The 19,636-nt window shown below is 72.2% G+C and carries 14 protein-coding genes; 13 read left to right on the top strand and 1 reads right to left on the bottom strand.

What is annotated here, in order from left to right; genetic code table 11:
• The first annotated feature begins 64 nt into the window (after positions 1–64).
• The 4 genes from OHA65_RS15195 (at position 65) to OHA65_RS15180 (ending at position 5,635) form a co-directional block, all read left to right on the top strand.
• Positions 65–634: a CGNR zinc finger domain-containing protein gene (locus tag OHA65_RS15195; protein WP_327283656.1), complete on the top strand. Its 570-nt coding sequence runs from the start codon at positions 65–67 to the stop codon at positions 632–634.
• A 93-nt stretch (positions 635–727) separates the two neighbouring features.
• A complete protein-coding gene (locus OHA65_RS15190) occupies positions 728–3,034 on the top strand; it encodes a UvrD-helicase domain-containing protein (RefSeq protein ID WP_371643687.1) in 2,307 nt (768 codons plus the stop codon).
• A 485-nt stretch (positions 3,035–3,519) separates the two neighbouring features.
• Complete coding sequence (locus OHA65_RS15185; protein WP_327283654.1) at positions 3,520–4,923, top strand: NAD-dependent malic enzyme; 1,404 nt, start codon at positions 3,520–3,522, stop codon at positions 4,921–4,923.
• Between the two features lie 430 nt (positions 4,924–5,353).
• The gene (locus OHA65_RS15180; protein WP_030161324.1) at positions 5,354–5,635 is read left to right on the top strand and encodes an HU family DNA-binding protein; all 282 of its coding nucleotides are present in this window, start codon (positions 5,354–5,356) and stop codon (positions 5,633–5,635) included.
• A gap of 221 nt (positions 5,636–5,856) precedes the next feature.
• On the opposite strand, the gene murA is transcribed toward OHA65_RS15180, so the two are convergent.
• Positions 5,857–7,203, bottom strand: coding sequence for a UDP-N-acetylglucosamine 1-carboxyvinyltransferase (murA, locus tag OHA65_RS15175; protein ID WP_327283653.1), 1,347 nt, complete (start codon positions 7,201–7,203; stop codon positions 5,857–5,859).
• Positions 7,204–7,491: 288 nt separating this feature from the next.
• Here murA and OHA65_RS15170 point away from each other — a divergent pair, with 288 nt between their 5' ends.
• The 9 genes from OHA65_RS15170 to mycP all read left to right on the top strand — a co-directional run bounded on the left by OHA65_RS15170 (position 7,492) and on the right by mycP (position 19,594).
• Positions 7,492–8,052 (top strand): YqgE/AlgH family protein, encoded by a 561-nt coding sequence (locus OHA65_RS15170; protein ID WP_327283652.1) that lies wholly within the window; start codon positions 7,492–7,494, stop codon positions 8,050–8,052.
• Positions 8,053–8,081: 29 nt separating this feature from the next.
• The gene (locus OHA65_RS15165) at positions 8,082–8,366 is read left to right on the top strand and encodes a DUF3039 domain-containing protein (protein ID WP_405762006.1); all 285 of its coding nucleotides are present in this window, start codon (positions 8,082–8,084) and stop codon (positions 8,364–8,366) included.
• Positions 8,367–8,594: 228 nt separating this feature from the next.
• Positions 8,595–10,247 (top strand): beta-N-acetylhexosaminidase, encoded by a 1,653-nt coding sequence (locus OHA65_RS15160; RefSeq protein ID WP_328762913.1) that lies wholly within the window; start codon positions 8,595–8,597, stop codon positions 10,245–10,247.
• A gap of 458 nt (positions 10,248–10,705) precedes the next feature.
• Positions 10,706–11,608, top strand: a complete 903-nt coding sequence (locus OHA65_RS15155) for an FAD binding domain-containing protein (protein ID WP_329313640.1) — start codon at positions 10,706–10,708, stop codon at positions 11,606–11,608.
• A gap of 14 nt (positions 11,609–11,622) precedes the next feature.
• Positions 11,623–13,932: a (2Fe-2S)-binding protein gene (locus OHA65_RS15150; protein ID WP_405762004.1), complete on the top strand. Its 2,310-nt coding sequence runs from the start codon at positions 11,623–11,625 to the stop codon at positions 13,930–13,932.
• Complete coding sequence (locus tag OHA65_RS15145) at positions 13,929–16,274, top strand: xanthine dehydrogenase family protein molybdopterin-binding subunit (RefSeq protein WP_405762002.1); 2,346 nt, start codon at positions 13,929–13,931, stop codon at positions 16,272–16,274. Before OHA65_RS15150 ends, OHA65_RS15145 begins: the two co-directional genes overlap by 4 nt.
• A gap of 168 nt (positions 16,275–16,442) precedes the next feature.
• Positions 16,443–16,958, top strand: coding sequence for a DUF2563 family protein (locus OHA65_RS15140; RefSeq protein ID WP_405762001.1), 516 nt, complete (start codon positions 16,443–16,445; stop codon positions 16,956–16,958).
• The gene (locus OHA65_RS15135) at positions 16,958–18,409 is read left to right on the top strand and encodes a WXG100 family type VII secretion target (protein WP_371643678.1); all 1,452 of its coding nucleotides are present in this window, start codon (positions 16,958–16,960) and stop codon (positions 18,407–18,409) included. Before OHA65_RS15140 ends, OHA65_RS15135 begins: the two co-directional genes overlap by 1 nt.
• Before the next feature lie 21 nt (positions 18,410–18,430).
• Positions 18,431–19,594, top strand: coding sequence for a type VII secretion-associated serine protease mycosin (gene mycP / locus OHA65_RS15130; protein ID WP_405761999.1), 1,164 nt, complete (start codon positions 18,431–18,433; stop codon positions 19,592–19,594).
• The last annotated feature ends 42 nt before the right edge of the window (positions 19,595–19,636 follow it).

Genomic DNA, 19,636 nt, shown 5'->3' with positions numbered 1-19,636 from the left:
CCGCATCGAGGCGCCGCGCGGCACTCTGAAAGGCACGCCCCTAGGCAAAGAGGCGGTGACGGGCATGTGGTTCGACTCCGGGCGGGTCTGCCTGGACCTGGTGGCCACCTTCGCCGCCCCCGCGGGCGCCGAGGAGATCCGGGACGGCGACGAGCTGCGGCTGTGGCTCGCCGGAGCCGGGCTCGTGCCCGACCGGACGCCGATCGCCCGGGTGGGCCCCGACTGGGTGGAGGCCTTCCGGGCGCTGCGCCGCGACGTGGGCAGCCTCGTACGGGCCGAGCTCGTCGGGACCGGTCCGGACGGGGGCGCGCTGGCCCGGGTCAACGCGCTGGCCGCCGGTCCACCTCCGGGACTGTGTGCCGTACAGGACCAAGAGGGTCACCTCGTACGGGAGTTGTGCGGCGGTGTGGAGTGCGGTGCGCTGCTGGCCGTCGTCGCCCGGGACGCCGTGGAACTGCTCACCGATCCCGGTGAGCGGGCCCTGCTGCGGTCCTGCGAAGGGGACGGCTGCACCCGCATCTACCTGGACACTTCGCGCGGCCACCGGCGCCGCTGGTGCTCCAGCGAGCTGTGCGGCAACCGTGAGCGGGTCGCCCGGCACCGCCGCAGGCTCCTCGCGGCCCGCCCCGGGTAGTGATCTTCGCCCGGTCACCGGAACGGGCGTGCGGACACGGTGCGGATTCGCGTACGGTTGACGGTCGCCCATGCACGTCAGAAGGGGGCCTTGGTGGCCGCGCAGAATGCCGCTGTCGACAACACGGCGGATTCCGTCCGCGATCGGGAGATCGCGGTCGAGCAGACGCATCTGGACCAGGTGTACCGCCGCCTCGAAGAGAAGATCGACGAGGCCGAGTTCCTGATGAACGACGCGGCCAAGCGAGGCCAGGTCGGCACGCCCGGCGCGCTCGCCGAACGCGACGCACAGGTCTTCCGGGCGGGCATCCACCTGAACCGGCTGAACAACGAGTTCGAGGACTTCCTCTTCGGCCGGATCGACCTGGTCCTCGGCAAGGACGGGGAGCGCGGCCCCGACGGCGCGTACACCTCCGTCGAGCCGGCCGACGAGGCGATCCGCGAGGACCTCACCGCCGACATCGCCGAGACGCTCCACATCGGGCGCATCGGCGTGCTCGACGCCGACTACGCGCCGCTGGTCATCGACTGGCGGGCGCCGGCGGCCGCGCCGTTCTACCGGTCCACGCCCAAGGACCCCGGCCGGGTCGTACGGCGCCGCGTCATCCGCTCCAAGGGCCGCAAGGTGCTCGGCGTCGAGGACGACCTGATGCGCCCCGAGATCACCGCCTCCCTCGACGGCCGGGAGCTGCCCGCCATCGGCGACGGCGCCCTGATGGCCGCGCTCGGGCGGGCCCGTACGCACTCGATGCGGGACATCGTCTCCTCCATCCAGGCCGAGCAGGACATGGTGATCCGGGCCCCCGCCGCCTCGGTCGCCGAGGTCGCGGGCGGCCCCGGCACCGGCAAGACCGCCGTCGCCCTGCACCGCGCCGCCTACCTGCTCTACCAGGACCGGCGCCGCTACTCCGGCGGCATCCTGATCGTCTCGCCGACCCCGCTGCTCGTCGCGTACACCGAGGGCGTGCTGCCCTCGCTCGGCGAGGAGGGCCAGGTCGCCATCCGGGCGCTCGGCTCGCTGGTCGACGGCGCCGAGGCGACGACGTACGACGAACCGGCCGTGGCCCGCGTCAAGGGCTCCTCGCGCATGCGCAAGGTGCTCCACAAGGCCGTACGGGGCGCACTGGAACTCGGTGACGCGCCCGAGCGGCTGCGGGTCGTGGCCTTCGGCCGCCGCCAGGAGCTGGAGGCCGACGAGCTGAACCGGATCCGGCAGAACGTGCTCAGCGGCACCGCGCCGGTGAACCTGCTGCGCCCGCGCGCCCGCAAACTGCTGCTCGACGCCCTGTACGCGAGGTCCGGCGGGGCCGGCCGGCACAGCGACCCGGAACTCGCCGCCGAGCTGCGCTCCGCGTTCGACGAGGACATCTCCACCGAGGACGCGTTCATCGACTTCCTGAACGCCTGGTGGCCCGAGCTGACCCCGCGCGGGGTGCTCGCCGCGATGGCCGACGAGCGCAGGCTCGGCCGCTGGTCGCGGCGGGTCCTCAACCCGCGCGAGACCCGCCAGCTGGCCCGCTCGCTGCGCCGGGTGGGCCCGGACGGCAAGGGTCCGCTGTCGGTGCACGACGTGGCGCTGCTGGACGAGCTCCAGCTGCTGCTCGGCGCGCCGGCACGGCCCAAGCGCAAGCGGCAGCTCGACCCGCTCGACCAGTTCAGCGGGTTGGAGGAGCTGATGCCGACCCGCGAGGAGACCCAGTGGGAGCGCGCCGAGCGGATCGCGGCGGAGCGCACCGAGTACGCGCACGTGATCGTGGACGAGGCGCAGGACCTGACGCCGATGCAGTGGCGGATGGTGGGCCGCCGCGGCCGGCACGGCACGTGGACGGTGGTCGGCGACCCGGCCCAGTCTTCGTGGACGGACCCGGACGAGGCGGCCGAGGCCCGTGACGAGGCCCTGGGGTCCCGGCCGCGCCGGCGGTTCACCCTGACGGTGAACTACCGCAACCCGGCGGAGGTCGCGGAGGTCGCGGCCCGGGTGCTGCGGCTCGCGATGCCGGGCATGGAACCGCCGACGGCGGTCCGTTCCACCGGCCTGGAGCCCCGTTTCACGGCCGCCGACGGCGAGCTGGGCGCGACGGTCCGGGAGGAGACCCGGCGGCTGCTGGAGCAGGTCGACGGCACGGTCGGCGTGGTCGTGGCCATGGACCGGCGCCAGGAGGCCGCGGGCTGGCTCGCGGACCTGGGGGAGCGGGCGGTGGCGCTCGGCAGCCTGGAGGCCAAGGGCCTGGAGTACGACGCCACGGTGGTCGTCTCGCCGGCGGAGATCGCGGAAGAGTCCCCGGCGGGCCTGCGGGTGCTGTACGTGGCCCTGACCCGCGCGACGCAGCAGCTGACGGTGGTCGGTGGCGTCCGTGACGAGCCCGACGCGGACGGCGTGCCCGCCCTGTTGAGGCCGTAGCGCCGGACGGTGCGGGGCCGCGGGGGCGGTTCACCACGGGGGTCCCGGCCCGCCCAGGGCTCCGTACGACCGGATGGCCCGCGGCCACACGCGTGGTGAGAGCAGGTCAACTCCCCGGAGGGGGATCGCTTCCGGCGATCCTTTGTTAGCCTGGGTACGACACCGGCTCGATCCAAGCCCCCGGGCCCAACCTTCGTCGCTTAGAGCGACCACTTGCCGCGAGGCGAGCATGGCGGGTCGGTGTCTCAGTCGTTCGTACAGGTCCGCGCTCCTCGGATACCGAGGGGCGCGGACCTTTTTCGTAGGGGGCCACGCTTCCCCACACCTGATCTATCTCGTATGGTGGAAGTGTCTTTCCGAAATTTGTAGCTGGTTACCTTGTACCGGCTGGTAGGTGGGACGATCGGACAACAGGTCCTGCCGCACCTGCCGTGCAGCCGGGCCCTGTGTGTACAAAAAACCAGGGACAGAAGAGGAACACGGCCATGGCAACGGCGCCCAGCGTCTCGTACTCGATGACGGTCCGCTTGGAAGTGCCCGCGAGCGGAACCGCGGTCTCCCAGCTCACCACCGCCGTGGAGTCTTCCGGTGGGTCGGTCACCGGCCTCGACGTGACCGCCTCCGGCCACGAGAAGCTCCGCATCGACGTCACCATAGCCGCGACCTCCACCGCGCACGCCGACGAGATCGTCGGCAAGCTCCGGGGGATCGAGGGCGTCAGCCTCGGCAAGGTCTCCGACCGAACCTTCCTGATGCACCTCGGCGGCAAGATCGAGATGGCGTCCAAGCACCCCATCCGCAACCGCGACGACCTCTCGATGATCTACACCCCGGGCGTCGCCCGCGTGTGCATGGCCATCGCCGAGAACCCCGAGGACGCGCGCCGCCTCACCATCAAGCGCAACTCCGTCGCAGTCGTGACGGACGGCTCCGCCGTACTGGGCCTCGGCAACATCGGCCCGATGGCCGCGCTGCCCGTCATGGAGGGCAAGGCGGCCCTCTTCAAGCGCTTCGCGGGCATCGACGCGTGGCCGATCTGCCTGGACACCCAGGACACCGACAAAATCGTCGAGATCGTCCGTGCGATCGCCCCGGGCTTCGCCGGCATCAACCTTGAGGACATCTCCGCGCCGCGCTGCTTCGAGATCGAGGCCCGGCTGCGCGAGGCCCTCGACATCCCCGTCTTCCACGACGACCAGCACGGCACCGCCATCGTCGTCCTCGCCGCCCTCACCAACGCACTTCGCGTGGTGGGCAAGGCAGTTGGCGACGTGAAGGTCGTCATGTCGGGCGCCGGCGCGGCCGGCACGGCCATCTTGAAGCTGCTCCTCGCGGCCGGCGTCAAGAACGTCGTCAGCGCCGACATCCACGGTGTCGTGCACGCGGGCCGCCCCGACCTGGTCGACGCCGCCGTCGATTCGCCGCTGCGCTGGATCGCCGACAACACCAACCCCGAGGGCTACACGGGCACTCTGAAGGAGGCCGTGGTCGGCGCCGACGTGTTCGTCGGCGTCTCGGCCCCCAACGTCCTGTCCGGTGAGGACGTCGCGGCCATGGCGGAAGGCGCGATCGTGTTCGCGCTCGCGAACCCGGACCCCGAGGTGGACCCGGCCGTCGCCCGTCAGACCGCCGCCGTGGTGGCCACCGGCCGCTCCGACTTCCCGAACCAGATCAACAACGTGCTGGTCTTCCCGGGTGTCTTCCGCGGCCTGCTGGACGCCCAGTCCCGCACGGTGAACACGGACATGATGCTGGCCGCCGCGAGTGCGCTGGCGGACGTCGTCGGCGAGGACGAGCTCAACGCCAACTACATCATCCCGTCGGTCTTCAACGACAAGGTGGCCGGTGCGGTCGCCGGCGCCGTCCGCAAGGCCGCGTCGGCGATCTGACGCGCAGTCGTCCACGGAGCCCGTCCGTCGCGGGGTCCGGCGCGGTGTCCCGCACGGGGCCGGCGCCGGGCCCCGCACCCGGTCGGGCACGGGGCCCGGCGGCCGCTGTGACGGCCCTCACGGCTCGCCCGTCCCGGCGCGTCGCGAGATGCGGGCCCGGCGGGCCGCCTCTAGGGTTGCGGGGATGCCCGCGAGGTCCGCGGTCCGCATCCACCAAGTGCGGACGGAGCGTCACCGCGGCGTGACTGTGGCGCTTTTCGTGTGACCCTGGCGGGTGCCGGATTGGCTTTCCCGCCGCTGGTGGGGGCAGGATGCGTAACCGGGCGAGAGGGTCTGACGTTCAGACCCGGGTCCGGGGACTGTCCGAGGGCCCTGGCAGCATCGGCTTCGATCTCACGCCTCTAAGGCAAGTTGAACACGGGAGTACAACATGAACCGCAGTGAGCTGGTGGCCGCTCTGTCCGAGCGCGCCGAGGTGACCCGCAAGGACGCCGACGCCGTTCTGGCCGCGCTCGCCGAGACCGTCGGCGAGATTGTCGCCAAGGGCGACGAGAAGGTCACCATCCCCGGCTTCCTGACCTTCGAGCGCACCCACCGTGCCGCTCGCACCGCGCGCAACCCGCAGACCGGCGACCCCATCCAGATCCCGGCCGGCTTCAGCGTGAAGGTCTCCGCGGGCTCCAAGCTCAAGGAAGCCGCCAAGGGCAAGTAGTCCGCCCTTGTGCCGAGGGCCGCACTGGCCCTCGGGACGGCAGCAGTACGCAGCGAACGCCGAAGGGCGGCCACCCGGGTGGGTGGCCGCCCTTCGGCCTGTCCAGGGCCCCTTGCAGGGCCTTGACGGGTACTGCACGGGACTGCGCGGGAGCGGACCGCACCGCGGACCGCGCGGGGTTCGGCGGGCGCTCCCTCGGGTGCGCCCGCCTCACCGGTGCCTCAGACGAGGTCGCCGCCCGGGAGTTCGACCTTCGCTCCCAGCTCCACGAGCTTCTCCATGAAGTTCTCGTAGCCGCGGTTGATGAGGTCGATGCCGTGGACCCGCGAGGTGCCCTCGGCCGCCAGCGCCGCGATCAGGTACGAGAATCCACCGCGCAGGTCGGGGATGACCAGGTCGGCGCCCTGCAGCTTGGTCGGGCCGGAGACGACCGCCGAGTGCAGGAAGTTGCGCTGCCCGAACCGGCAGGCGCTGCCGCCCAGGCACTCCCGGTACAGCTGGATGTGTGCACCCATCTGGTTGAGGGCCGAGGTGAATCCCAGGCGGGACTCGTAGACCGTCTCGTGGACGATCGAGAGGCCCGCGGCCTGCGTCAGGGCCACCACCAGCGGCTGCTGCCAGTCCGTCTGGAAGCCGGGGTGCACGTCCGTTTCGAGCGCGATCGCGTTGAGCGGACCGCCCGGGTGCCAGAAGCGGATGCCCTCGTCGTCGATCTCGAAGGCGCCGCCGACCTTCCGGTACGTGTTCAGGAAGGTCATCATCGAGCGCTGCTGCGCCCCGCGGACGTAGATGTTGCCGCCGGTCGCCAGCGCCGCGGAAGCCCAGGAGGCGGCCTCCAGGCGGTCCGGGAGCGCCTTGTGGTTGTAGCCGCCGAGGCGGTCGACACCGGTGATCCGGATGGTCCGGTCGGTGTCCATGGAGATGATGGCGCCCATCTTCTGCAGTACGCAGATGAGGTCCTCGATCTCCGGCTCCACCGCGGCGTTGCTGAGCTCGGTGACGCCCTCGGCCAGAACGGCCGTCAGCAGCACCTGTTCGGTCGAGCCGACCGAGGGGTAGGGCAGGCGGATCTTGCAGCCGCGGAGGCGCTGCGGGGCCTCCAGGTACTGGCCGCCCTCGCGCTTCTCGATGGTCGCGCCGAACTGGCGGAGCACGTCGAAGTGGAAGTCGATCGGCCGGCCGCCGATGTCGCAGCCGCCGAGACCCGGGATGAAGGCGTGGCCGAGGCGGTGCAGCAGCGGCCCGCAGAACAGGATCGGGATGCGCGACGAACCCGCGTGCGCGTCGATGTCGGCGACGTTCGCGCTCTCGACGTGGGTCGGGTCGAGCACGAGCTCGCCCGGCTCCTCGCCGGGGCGGACGGTCACCCCGTGCAGCTGGAGCAGCCCGCGCACGACCCGGACGTCGCGGATGTCGGGAACGTTGCGGAGCCGACTGGGTCCGCTGCCGAGCAGAGCGGCGACCATGGCCTTGGGCACGAGGTTCTTCGCACCGCGGACACGGATCTCGCCCTCAAGCGGGGTACCGCCATGGACAAGCAGTACGTCGTCTCTGTCTGTGCCGGTCATGAATCTCGCGTTCCGGAGAGGGGCTCCCCCGGCGAGGCCAGAGGAGGGTGGGCAGGGGGCCAGGGAAAAGGGTAAGGGGCACGACCCCCTTGTTCGTAAGGCTGACGCGGCCGTAGGACTGTCATGAATTAGCCACAACACCCACAGTGCCCACTTCATGGCGGAGTGTTGCATTCCGCCCGCGGAGGTGCCGCGCGCTCCTTCCTGCTGCGGTGCGCCCTGAGCTGCGTGCGATCCGTTGGCCCCGCCCGCTCCCCCTGAAGGGCGAATGTGGGGGATCATGTCGGCATGACCGAGGTGTCCTCCCTCACAGGGCGGCTGCTCGTGGCCACCCCCGCCCTCGCGGATCCGAACTTCGACCGCGCGGTGGTGCTCCTGCTCGACCACGACGAGCAGGGCTCCCTCGGCGTGGTCCTGAACCGGCCCACCCCCGTCGGCGTCGGCGACGTCCTGCTGCCCTGGGCGACCCTGGCCGGCGATCCCGGGGTCGTCTTCCAGGGCGGCCCGGTGGGGCTGGACTCGGCGCTCGGCGTGGCGGTCATTCCGGGCGAGGAGGGGCCACTCGGATGGCGCCGCGTGTACGGGGCGATCGGACTGGTCGACCTGGAGACCCCGCCGGAGCTGCTGGCCGCGGCTCTCGGCTCGCTGCGGATCTTCGCCGGGTACTCGGGCTGGGGTCCGGGCCAGCTGGAGATCGAGCTCGGCGACGGCGCCTGGTACGTCGTGGAGTCGGAGCCGGGGGACGTATCGTTCCCCGATCCCGAACGACTGTGGCGGGCGGTGCTGCGCCGCCAGCGCAACGAGCTCGCGATGGTCGCCACGTATCCGGACGACCCGTCGCTCAACTGACCCGCGCACGGGTCGGTACCCTGGCTTTTATGAGCACTCTTGAGCCCGAGCGCGGGACTGGTACGGGGACCCTCGTAGAGCCGACGCCGCAGGTGTCCCACGGCGACGGCGACCACGAGCGCTTCGCCCACTACGTCCAGAAGGACAAGATCATGGAGAGCGCGCTCGGCGGCACCCCCGTCGTCGCGCTCTGCGGCAAGGTGTGGGTACCGGGCCGGGACCCGAAGAAGTACCCGGTCTGCCCCATGTGCAAGGAGATCTACGAGTCCATGGGTCCCGGCGGGGACAAGGACAAGGGCGGCAAGGACGAGTAGTCCGGTCCTGCCGTTCCGTCCGGTCCTGCCCGTCCGTCCGGCCCGTTCCCGGCAGGACCGAGGACCCCGAAGGACCCCGAAAGGCCCTCGGATGCGCTGGTGCGCGTCCGGGGGCCTTTGCCGTGCGAGGGGCGAGGGCTAGGGTCGGCCGCACGGGCGCCGGGCGCGCGCCACGTGAAACGTGCGTTGCGCATGCTGCAACGGCTGGACGGTGGAGGGGTCGAGGCCATGCCCGAGTTGATTCCGGAACCGCGGTACGCGCGATTCGCCCGCGACGCAGGCGAGTGCCTGCTGGACGATCCGCTGCTCGACGTCGGCCCCGGCACCGAGGGCACCGCCCGCTGGCTGCGCCGTGAGCTCGGCGGCGCGACCGGCTGGGAGCTGCCCGCGCCGGCCCCGGGCGAGGCGTACGGCGGGCGCGCGGTGATCCGGCTGGTGCTCCGCCCCGAGCTGGCCCGCAGCGTCGGTGCGGAGTCGTACGAGCTGCACGTCGCACAGCGGGGGCTGCTGCTCGAAGGCGCTGACCCGGCGGGCCTCTTCTACGCCGCGCAGACGCTGCGCCAGCTGCTCGGCCCCGAGGCCTACCGCCACGCCCCGACCGCGCCGGGCCGCGGCTGGCGGCTGCCGATCGGAGGCGTCCAGGACGGCCCCCGCTTCGGCTGGCGCGGCATGATGCTCGACGTGGCCCGGCACTTCATGCCGAAGGACGGGGTGCTGCGGTACATCGACCTGCTGGCCGCGCACAAGCTCAACGTGCTGCACCTGCACCTGACGGACGACCAGGGCTGGCGGGTCGAGATCAAACGCCACCCGCGGCTCACCGGTGTCGGCGCGTGGCGGCCGCGCAGCCGGTGGGGGCACCGGGCGTCGCCGCTGTGGAACGAGACCCCGCACGGCGGCTTCTACACGCAGGACGACATCCGCGAGATCGTCGCGTACGCCGCCGAGCGGCACGTCCGGGTGGTCCCGGAGATCGACGTGCCGGGGCATTCGCAGGCCGCGATCGCCGCGTACCCGGAACTGGGCAACACCGACGTCGTGGACACCGCCGCGCTGGAGGTGTGGGACGACTGGGGCATCAACGAGAACGTGCTCGCGCCGACCGAGGCCGTACTGCGCTTCTACGAGGGGGTCTTCGAGGAGCTGCTGGAGCTGTTCCCCGCGGACGTCTCGCCCTTCGTGCACGTGGGCGGCGACGAGTGCCCCAAGGAGCAGTGGCGCGCCTCGGCGGCCGCACAGGAGCGGATCCGGGAGCTGGGGGTGGACGGGGAGGACGGGCTCCAGTCCTGGTTCATCCGGCACTTCGACGGCTGGCTCGCCGAGCGCGGGCGACGGCTGATCGGGTGGGACGAGATCCTGGAGGGCGGGCTCGCGCCGGGCGCTGCGGTGTCCTCTTGGCGCGGGTACGCGGGCGGGATCGCCGCCGCCGAGGCCGGGCACGACGTCGTGATGTGCCCGGAGCAGCGGGTGTACCTGGACCACCGTCAGGCGGGCGGCCCGGAGGAGCCGGTGCCGATCGGGTACGTGCGCTCGCTGGAGGACGTGTACCGCTTCGAGCCGGTGCCGCCGAAGCTGTCCGCGGAGGCGGCGGCCCGCGTACTGGGCGCGCAGGCCAACGTGTGGACCGAGGTGATGGAGAACCAGAGCCGGGTCGACTACCAGGTGTTCCCGCGGCTGGCGGCCTTCGCGGAGGTGGTGTGGTCGCCGCTGCCCGACCCGGACGAACGGGACTACGCGGGCTTCGAGGCCCGGATGGGCGGGCACTACCGGCGGCTTGACGTACTGGGTGTCGACTACCGGCCGCCGGGCGGGCCGTTGCCGTGGCAGCGGCGGCCCGGGGTGCTCGGCCGTCCGATCGAGGGCGAGCCCCCGAACGTGTGAGGGGGGTGGGGCGGACCGGCGTGGTGAGCGGGTGGTGAACGGGGTGCGACCGGGGTGTGGTCGGGGTGTGACCGCGCGGCCGGCGTGGCCGGTGTGGCCGGAACCCGTCCGCACGCTCCGGCCCGATGGCGGCGCGACTCCTTTCGGACTGTTCGTCCCCGATCGGAATCCTTCGGACTTCTTCGGAACCCCGGACCGTTCCGGGACGTCCTTCGTTCTTGGGGGGTGCCGGGAACTCTTGCTCGATTTCGGCTTATTGGGCGAAACTCTTGGATCCGGCTGTTTCGGTTGATACGGGTGAAACCGGACGGCCGGAAGCTCCAGGGGGCGCCCGCGGGACCCTCGCGCCGGGCGGTGGGGAAGATGTGCCAGAGTTGCCACGTCCCGGCGGTGAGGACGTACCGTACGGCGGACAGGCGTGAGCGCCGGGACCGGGACATCGGGAAGGGGCAGCTGGGTTGACCACGCACGCACCGCATGCACTGCATTCATCTCAGGGGCCGCAGGCGGCGCAGTCCGTGACGCTGCCGGCCTCGCTCGACGAGGCCGTGGCGGCTCTCGCCGCCATGCCCGCCGCCGTGCCCGTCGCCGGCGGCACCGACCTCATGGCCTCCGTCAACGCCGGGCAGCTGCGGCCCGCCGCGCTGGTGGGCCTGGGCCGGATCAACGAGATCCGCGGCTGGCAGTACCAGGACGGGCACGCCCTGCTCGGCGCCGGGCTCACCCACGCGCGGATGGGGCGGCCGGATTTCGCCGCTCTGATCCCCGCACTGGCCGCGGCCGCACGCGCCGCCGGACCCCCGCAGATCCGCAACGCCGGCACCCTCGGCGGCAACATCGCCACCGCCGCGCCGACGGGCGACGCGCTGCCCGTACTGGCCGCGCTGGAGGCGATCCTCGTCGTCCACGGCCCCGGCGGGTCACGACGGGAGATCCCGGTCTCGTACCTGCTGGCCGGCCGCGAGATGCTGCGGCCCGGCGAGCTGATCGGATTCGTACGGGTGCCGCTGCTGCACGCGCCGCAGGTCTTCCTGAAGGCCACGGGGCGTACGGGGCCGGGGCGCGCCGTGGCGTCCGTGGGGCTCGTACTGGATCCCGCGCGCCGGGGTGTCCGCTGTGCGATCGGCGCGGTCGCCCCGATGCCGCTGCGGCCGCTGGAGGCCGAGCAATGGGTGGCCTCGCTCATCGACTGGGACGGGGGGCGGACGCTCGCCCCCGAGGCACTGGAGGCGTTCGGCGAGTACGTCGCGGCCGCCTGCGTCCCCGACCAGGGCGAACCGGTGGCTCCCGGGGTACTGCATCTGCGGCGGACGGTCGCCGTGCTGGCACGGAGGGCCCTGGGGAGGGCGCTGACCTCATGAGTGGGAACGAGAACGTGAGCGGAACGACGGGGGACGCGGGTCCCGCGGGGCCGGCGCACACCGAAGCCGGCTGGGGCTGGGAGCCGGTGCCGCAGGGCGGCGAGTACGACTCCGACGCGACGGCCTTCGTGAAGCTGCCGCAGGACATGCTGGACGCGCTCGGCACCGGGGAGCCGCTCGCGGCGCCCGGGCACGGCTACGTGCCGCCGCCGATGATCGTGCCGCTGGGCTCCGGCAGCGCCGATCCGACGGCGACGGGCACGTGGACGATTCCGGTGCAGTGGCCGGACGCGGGAACGACGCCCCAGGACGGCGGGGGAGCCACGGCCGCCATGGCTGAGTCAGGCGCGGCCGTGGCCGCGCCCGCGCCGGTCGGCGGGCCGATCCCGGCGTCGATCCCGATCCCGGCGTCGGTGGCGGCGGCGTTCGCGGATCCGGGGCAGGCTCCGGTGCAGGTGGCGGGACACGACTCGGGCCGGGTGGCGGGCCAGGCTCAGGGCCAGGCCCAGGCATCGGTCGAGGGTGAGCACGATCCCGGTGCGACCGCCGAGTGGCGCTTCCCGGACGCGGTGCAGGACGCCGAGCCCGTGACCACCGGCCAGTGGACCCTTCCGGAACTGCAGGAGCAGACCGGCGAGTTCCGGCACAGCGCGCCGGCCGCGGACTGGAGCCAGGCCCCGGCGACGCTGCCGGGCGGCGCCGCCGCCCCCTGGGCGACCCACCCCGACTTCGAAGCCGCGCGTCCGGATGCCGTGATGAGCTCGGGCGTGCTGCCCGAGGCGCGGCCCGACGCGGGCGACGCCGGCACCTCGGGCGCGAGCCTGCGCCGGCTCGGCGGCCCCGGCGTCGGCGGCCCCGGACGCGGCCCGCGCGTCCTGGGCGGACCGGGCGTGGGCACCCTCCCGGAGGCGGAGGAGGAGCCGGCGCATCCGGCCCCGCACGACATCGAGGCCGCCCACGGCCCGGCGGCGACGCCGGTGACGGCCGAGCGTCCGCACCCCGGCGCGGAGGCCACCGAGCTGCCGGGGACGGTTCCGGTCGGCGCGGCTGCCGAGACGACGGCCGACGCGGTCGCGGTCGTGGAGCCGGAGCGCGAAGCGAGCGCCGTCGCGGCCGCGGAGTACGCCCTCGCGGGTGCTCCCGGCGCCACCGGCTTCGCGGAGCCCGGGGACACGATCGGGCACGGGGTGACCGGGCACGAGGTGATCGGGCACGAGGTGATCGGGCACGACACCAACGGGCACGACACGAACGGGCACGACACGAACGGGCACGGTTTCACGGCATCCGGCCATGGCCCCGGCCACGGCCCTGCCGGGGCGGAGCCCGGGCCGACCGGTGAGCACGGGTTCACGGCGGAGCCCGCCGACACCGACGGGCGCGGCTTCACCGGAGCCGCCGGAGCCGCCGGGTCGGCCGAAGCCGCCGGGGTGGTTCCGGAGGCCGGGGCGGTCGGGGGCCGGGGTTCGGGTCCGGGCGGAGCCGGGGCCGCGGGAACGCCGGGTGCGGACACCGCCGACATCGCCGTGACAACACCGGATGCGGGAACGGCCGAAGGTTTCCCGGCCGAGGTGCCGACGTACGAAGAAGAACCGGCTGCCGGGGCCGTCGCCCATCACGAGCACCCGCTGGCTTCCTACGTCCTGCGCGTCAACGGCGCCGACCGGCCCGTCACCGGTGCGTGGATCGGCGAGTCCCTGCTCTACGTGCTGCGCGAGCGCCTCGGCCTCGCCGGCGCCAAGGACGGCTGCTCGCAGGGCGAATGCGGGGCGTGCGCCGTGAAGGTCGACGGCCGGCTCGTCGCCTCCTGCCTGGTTCCGGCCGCGACGGCGGCGGGCAGCGAGGTACGGACCGTGGAGGGGCTCGCCAGCGGCGGGGAACTCTCGGACGTGCAGCAGGCGTTGTGCAGGTCGGGTGCGGTGCAGTGCGGGTTCTGCGTGCCCGGCATGGCCATGACCATCCACGACCTGCTGGAGGGCAACCACGCCCCCAGCGAGCTGGAGACCCGGCAGGCCCTGTGCGGGAACCTCTGCCGCTGCTCCGGCTACAAGGGCGTCATCGAGGCCGTCCGCGAGGTCGTCGCCGAGCGCGAGGCGACGGCCACGGCCGACGCGCCTGCGGCCGGACCCGGCAACGGACACGAACCGGGGCACGGGCACGAACCCGGGCACGGGCAGGGCCCCGGGCACGGGCAGGGCCCCGGGCACGGGCAGGGCCCCGGGCACGGGCCAGGGCACGGGCCAGGGAACGGCTCGGAGGCGCGTATTCCGCACCAGGCACCGCCCGGCGAGGGCGGGATCCACCACAACGGAGGCATGGCGTGAGCGGGCACGACGCGGCCACGGCGACGGCGACGGTATCGGTCTCCACGGGTGTCTCGGCCGCCGTCGCGCCCGAGGCGGCCGAGCAACAGGCCCCGCGCGGAATCGGCGCCTCCGTGCCCTCCGCCGACACCCGCGCCAAGAGCGAGGGCACCTTCCCGTACGCCGCCGACCTGTGGGCCGAGGGCCTCCTCTGGGCGGCCGTCCTGCGCTCCCCACACGCCCACGCCCGCATCCTCTCCGTCGACACCTCCGCAGCCGCCGCCATGGCCGGCGTACGCGCCGTCGTCACCCACGCCGACGTCCCCGGCGCGACCACGCACGGCCGCCGCATCGCCGACCGGCCGGTCTTCGCCCACGACGTCGTCCGCCACCACGGCGAGCCCATCGCCGCCGTCGCCGCCGACCACCCGGACACCGCCCGCCTCGCCGCCGCGGCGATCGCCGTCGAGTACGAGCTCCTCGACGCCGTCACGGACCCCGAGCAGTCCTTCGGCGCCCCCGCCCTGCACCCCGACGGCAACCTGATCCGGCACATCCCGCTCCGCTACGGCGACCCGGAGGCCACCGGCGAGGTCGTCGTCGAGGGCCTGTACCGGATCGGCCGCCAGGACCCCGCGCCCATCGGCGCCGAGGCCGGGCTGGCAGTGCCCCGGCCCGACGGCGGAGTGGAGATCTACACCGCCTCCACCGACCCGCACCTGGACCGCGACCTGGCGGCGGCGTGCTTCGGCCTCGAACCCGACCGGGTACGGGTCGTCGTCACGGGTGTCCCCGGCGCCACGGCCGACCGCGAGGACGCCGCCTTCCAGCTGCCGCTCGGCCTGCTCGCCCTGCGGACCGGCCACCCGGTCAAGCTGGCCGCCACCCGCGAGGAGTCCTTCCTCGGCCACACCCACCGCCACCCGACGCTGCTGCGCTACCGCCACCACGCGGACGCGGACGGCAGGCTCGTCAAGGTCGAGGCCCAGATCCTGATGGACGCGGGCGCGTACGCCGACTCGTCCTCCGAATCCCTGGCCGCGGCGGTGGCCTTCGCCTGCGGCCCGTACGTCGTCCCGCACGCCTTCGTCGAGGGCTGGGCTGTCCGTACGAACAACCCGCCGTCGGGCCACGTACGGGGCGAGGGCGCGATGCAGGTCTGCGCCGCGTACGAAGGCCAGATGGACAAGCTCGCGGCCGCCCTCGGCATCGACGGCGCGGAACTGCGCCTGCGCAACGTGCTGGCGACCGGCGACCTCCTGCCCACCGGCCAGACCGTCACCTGCCCGGCCCCCGTGGCGGAACTGCTGCGCGCCGTACGCGACTTCGAGCTCCCCTCCCTCCCGAAGGACGCCCCGGAGGAAGAATGGCTGCTGCCGGGCGGCCTGGAGGGCGCGGGCGAACCCGGCGCGGTACGGCGCGGGGTCGGGTACGGCGTCGGCATGGTCCACATGCTCGGCGCGGAGGGCACGGACGAGGTCTCGACGGCGACGGTCAAGGTCGTCAACGGGGCGGCGACGATCATCTGCGCGGCCGTCGACACCGGCCAGGGCTTCTCCACGCTCGCCCGCCAGATCGTCCAGGAGACGCTCGGCGTGGACGAGGTGGTCATGGCCCCGGTCGACACCGACCAACCGCCGGCGGGCCCGGCGGCGCACGGCCGCCACACGTGGGTGTCCGGAGGCGCCGTCGAACGCGCCGCGAAGATGGTCCGCACCCAACTCCTCCAGCCGATGGCCCACAAGCTCGGCATGTCGACGGAACTCCTCCAGATCCAGGACGGCCGGATCACGTCGTACGACGGCGCGTTCTCGACGACGGTCGCCGAAGCCATGGCGGGCAAGGAACTCTGGGCGACGGCCCAGTGCCGCCCCCACCCGACGGAGCCCCTGGACGGCGACGGCCAGGGCGACGCGTTCGTCGGCCTCGCCTTCTGCGCGATCCGCGCGGTGGTGGACGTGGACATCGAGCTGGGCTCGGTGCGCGTGGTCGAACTGGCGGTGGCCCAGGACGTGGGCCGCATCCTCAACCCCCGCCAGCTGGAAGCCCGTATCGAAGCGGGCGTCACGCAGGGAGTGGGCGCGGCCCTGACGGAGAACCTCCGCTCGGTGTCGGGCCTGGTCCGCCACCCGGACCTGACGGGCTACGCCCTGCCGACGGCGCTGGACGCCCCGGTGGTCCGCATCGTCAAACTGGTCGAAGAGCGGGACGTGGTGGCCCCGTTCGGCGCGAAGGCGGCCAGCGCGATCCCTGTGGTGACGGCCCCGGCAGCGGTAGCCTCGGCAGTGCGCTCGGCGACGGGCCGCCCGGTGAACAGGCTCCCGATCCGCCCCTCGGCAGCGGTCGCGACGCCCAACTCTTGACCGTGTGACCCGCATTGCACGTGCAACCCCGAGCTTGGGACTGTCGGAACCGGTCGCTAGAGTGATCGGTAAGACGTAGTACGTGCGCGTGCGAACGGGTGCGAACGGGGCCGTGAAGCAGCGGAAACGCTGTAACCACGGGGATGACGGGGAGTCGGGGAGGCCATCGTGGCAGAGGAGTCGGCGCCTGGCCTGTTGGGGCTGGGCGGTATCGGTGCGGGTGTGGCGGACGCGATCCTGGCGCAGGCGAAGGCGCTTGAGGTCGAGTTCGAGTCGATGAAGGATTTCAAGAACCGGGTCGACGAGCTCCTGGACAAGCTCGACGGATCCCAGGCGGCCGACAAGAAGCTGGCCCACACCACCCTGCCCGACGGGGTGTTGGGCCACGGCTTCGCGGAGGCGGACGCCCTCCACAAGACGTACTCGACGGTGCACACCCAGCTGCAGAACCTGTCGAAGGGCCTGGCGGGGCAGATCGAGGCCCTGGGCATCGCGATCCTGACGGCGGGCAAGGGCTACGGCGGCGTCGACGCGGAGACCGAGGCGCGGATGCGCGCCATCGTCGCGCAGGCCAAGAAGGACTACGTTCCTGATCGCGACCCGCTGGTGAAGGAAAAGGAGAAGGAGGAGGCCGCTCAGCCGACTCCGACGGGCGAGGGCAAGACGGGGAAGGGCAAGATCTGATGGCAACGGACTTTGAGGGCTATACGCACCAGCAGCTGCTCGCCATGATCGCTTCCCTCGACGCGGAAACGGTGAAGACCCGCGGTACCCAGCTGACGGAGGCGGCCAAGACGATCAAGGAGATCGGCGAGAGCCTCAAGAAGCATCGGGTGAAGGGCTGGGAGGGCGAAGCCGCCACGGCCTTCGAGACCTGGATCGGCCAGACGGGCAGCGCGACGCTGCGCCTGGGCGACTACAGCGAGGCCGGCGGCAAGTGGATGACCGAGGCCGCGCAGACCATGGTCGAGGTCAAGAAGAACATGCCGGCCTACGACACGGGTGCGGCCGCCGATCTGAAGGCCGCCAAGGACTTCCACAACGACCCGGACTCGGTCAAGGTCGGCCAGATCGCCAGCGTCAAGCTGAACGGCGACCATCAGAAAGCCGTCGACGCCCTGACGAAGCTTGCGGGCTCGTACGACCAGTCGACGACCCAGATGGGCAAGGCAGAAATCCCGACGTTCCCGCCGCCGCCGGGGGCGTTTGAGCCGGACGGCGCAAAGGGCAGCGACGTCTATGTAGAGCGTTCTTCTGGGGGTTCTGGAGGAAGCTCAGGTTCTGGTGGGAGTTCGTATGTGCCATCGACACCGCCCGGCGGTTCCTCGAACGAGCTCGGCCAGGTAACGACTCGCCACCCGGACGGCGCGCCGCTCCCGACGACCGGTCCCGCACTGGTTCCCAGCCTGCCAGACCGGAATGTAGACGTGGACCTCGACCACGTTGCGACGCTTCCCGATAAGACGCTTCCTCCGGTCACGGGTCTGCCCAACGTTCCGACCCCCGGCCCGGGACCGAGTGGCGGCCCCGGGCTCGGCCCCGTTGCGCCCATCACTCTCCCGCCCATTGGTACGCCGATCCCGTCCGGTGGCGGACCCGGCGGCAAGTTCCAGGTCGCGACTCCTCCCCTCAGTAAGGCTGGTGGCCCCGGAGGCCTTCTCCCGCGCGACACCGGGATCATGGGTGGTCGCCCGGTGACCACCAATGGACCGACCGCTGGTATCCCGCGTGGCACGGTCATCGGCCAGGAAGGCGGCCAGCAGGCACTCGGCCGGGGCATGGGTAGCGGAATGCACCCCGGCGGCGGGGGCGGCCCGCACGCTGGCCAGGGCGGCGGTTCCGGCATGGGGCGCCGGCTGGCCATGGAGCCCGGCGGTGTCGTCGGTGGCCGTCAATCCGCCCCGATCGGTCGTCCTACCACGGGAAGCCAGCCGTTCACACAGGGTGGCTCGGGCCTCGTGCGCAATGGTTCCGGAGCCGGTTCGGCCCGCGGGACCATGGGGCATGCAGGTGCGGGTGTCCACGCTCCCGGCAACCGGCGTGACCAGCAGGGTGGGGAGCGCCCTGACTACCTGGCAGAAGACGAAGAGACCTGGCAGAGCAACGATCGCGTTGTTCCGCCGGTGATCGACTGAGCAGAACGGACATTGCACGGGATGCACAGGCGTAAGGCGACCGCGGCCCTGGTCGGCCTCCTGCTGGCCGGGGTCGCCGCGACCCCGGCCCACGCGGAGACGGTTCGGTCCAAGCAGTGGCATCTCGACGCCATGAAGGCCGACGACATCTGGAAGATCAGCACTGGAAAAGGGGTCACCGTCGCGGTGATCGACACAGGTGTTGGCCGGATTCCCGAACTTGATGGCCAAGTCCTCCCAGGCAAGAACTTCGCGGCGCCCAGCTATGAAGGCGATGAACGTACGGACTACGGTCACCACGGCACGACCATGGCTGCGATCATCGCAGGGAATGGGAAGGGGCCCCGGGGTGTGGACAGCGCCTTTGGGCTGGCTCCGGGCGCAAAGATTTTGCCTCTCAGGATCGATATTGGCGGCGATGGCGGCACGCCGTTTCGGGCTATGAGTGAAGCGATCCGCTTTGCGGCTGACTCGGATGCAAAAATCCTCAACATTTCGATGGCAGGCTCTAACAAGAGCGAGAATCTCACCAATTCGGTCAAGTATGCCCTTGGTAAGGGGAAGCTCATCTTCGCCGCCGTTGGCAATGACGGGAACGGTGACATCTACTATCCGGCTGCGACGCCGGGTGTGGTGGGTGTCGGCGCTGTTGATGCTGATGGTGCTGCGACTAATGAGTCGCAGCACCATGCATATGTTGATATGTCTGCGCCGGGCATAAATATCCTGACAGGATGTGATGGTGGCACAGGGCTCTGCAACAGCCACGGCACCAGTGACGCCACCGCCCTCGCCTCCGCCTCGGCGGCCCTGCTCTGGTCCGCGCACCCCGACTGGACCAACAACCAGGTCCTCCGAGTTCTGCTGAACACGGCCGGCAAGCCCGATGACGGTCCGCGGAACGACTACGTCGGCTATGGCGTGGTGCGCCCCCGGATCGCAGTGCCGACCCCCGGCGACCCCGGTCCGGCGGATGTCTTCCCGCTCCCCGACCTGGCAGCGGCAGACGCGAAGAACTCGCCCGCTCCGTCGACCAACAGCAAAAAGCCCGAGTCCAGCGCGCCCAATGCCGAGGCGAAGAAGAGCGAGGGCGGCGGCCTTCCCTGGCTCGCCCTCGGGCTTGGTGCCTGCGTGCTGATCGGTGGAGCCGTGACCGCGGTGCTCGTCCGTCGCAGGAACCGCTGACGACACGCGTGCGCACGCGTAAGGCGACCTCGGCCCCGGTGG

This window comes from Streptomyces sp. NBC_00045, from assembly GCF_045041095.1.
In the GTDB taxonomy this organism is placed as follows: domain Bacteria; phylum Actinomycetota; class Actinomycetes; order Streptomycetales; family Streptomycetaceae; genus Streptomyces.
This window is presented reverse-complemented; position numbering and strand designations above follow the sequence as displayed.